At 39.2% G+C, this 1,349-nt stretch carries 3 protein-coding genes; all 3 read left to right on the forward strand.

Translation table 11 applies throughout. The annotated features are described in order from the left end of the window. The coding region (locus ABJF11_RS10740; protein ID WP_348119850.1) for a hypothetical protein at positions 1-193 on the forward strand (193 nt) is incomplete at its 5' end. 612 nt (positions 194-805) lie between these two features. Further along, positions 806-1,045: a hypothetical protein gene (locus ABJF11_RS10745; protein ID WP_348119851.1), complete on the forward strand. Its 240-nt coding sequence runs from the start codon at positions 806-808 to the stop codon at positions 1,043-1,045. A 76-nt stretch (positions 1,046-1,121) separates the two neighbouring features. Further along, a complete protein-coding gene (locus ABJF11_RS10750; RefSeq protein WP_348119852.1) occupies positions 1,122-1,334 on the forward strand; it encodes a hypothetical protein in 213 nt (70 codons plus the stop codon). Positions 1,335-1,349: the final 15 nt, after the last annotated feature.

Below are 1,349 nucleotides of genomic sequence, written 5' to 3' on the forward strand. Positions count from 1 at the left end.
GCATGTCACGACATCCCGCCAGTGGAACTCTATGTTCTTTCATCTGCGAAACGCTATAAGCAATATAGGTTTTATTGTAGAAATCATCGTCGTCGAGGTTTATCAATATCTTACTCAAAGCACACGAAACCGCAAAATTCCTTTTGGACCCTGCATCATTACTGATGTCACACTTAAAATACTTACATCTTAGTGGGGAGTTGTTTAAAAACCTTTAAAAATGACTCTTCCGTTTCTGGATTTTCATCACCGACAACTACCCATTCTAGACATTCGTGTGGGTATGTTTGATTTTGAAGATTCTTGATCATTATATGAGAAAATATAACAGATAAGTCTACTGTTCTGAGTAACAGAAATTCGGGGAAATATATCCATGATATATCTGATGCAATTATCATATATTTATAAATTGATTTATCAAACAATTTCCTGTATGCTCACTACAACAACTAACAACCAACAACAATGAAGTTCCTTTTCGCGATTATGGTGGCTTGTATTGTTGCGTTTGTGTCAGCTAACGAATGTGACCTATGCACAACTTATGTAAAGGATATTTGTCGTGAAGACCCTTGCGGCGAAGAATGCCATAATTGTGGACCAGAAACACTAGATAGATGTCGTTCATGAACTTGAAGAGTTTATCAGCGTACAATGTTTGCAATGGAGCATTGAAGAAAACTGTAGCTCAAGCATGTCCTGTCCAGACATTTGTGAGGGTCCTGCCTATTTTTGCACAGACAAACCTGAAATTGGTTATGCCAGTACTCTGTTGACTGTGGTTCTTCTAAAACCCCGATTGATGGAGAATGCCCTGGACGCATTTGTAATAATAATGTGGATACTTGTTGCGAACCTATTCTTAAGTGCAAGGAAGTTGTGTGGGATTGCGATTATGGACTGGTTAAGGACGTTCCCTGTGAAGGAAGCGAGTGTACGGATGAAGTTTGCTGTGACCCTAAGCCCGGAAAGAAATCTAAGGACAAGAATCACAAAGGAAAGAAGAACAAGGGAAAGAAATGGGGAAAGAATAATTTTATAAATTGATTTATCAAACCAGATGATTTAAGCCATTGCCTACATGATCAATCTCCTTTATTTCAGCGTAAATCAAGAATATGTTTTTTCTTGGTGAATACATGATCAAAACCGAAAATCGTGTGGCCACATGGAACACATTTGGGAATATGACTTTGGAGGAACACGAACAATCACTTGGAGAAGTGAAGTTGCTCGGAAGGTGGCACCACTTGAATGGGGGAGGTGGTATTGATAATTATCCTTGCATGTGGCAGAGGCAAGCACTTCAATCGATGTTAACCGACTGGTAAAGCATGAGCTTCGAG

It is taken from the genome of Reichenbachiella sp. (genome assembly GCF_039941815.1).
Classification (GTDB): domain Bacteria; phylum Bacteroidota; class Bacteroidia; order Cytophagales; family Cyclobacteriaceae; genus Reichenbachiella.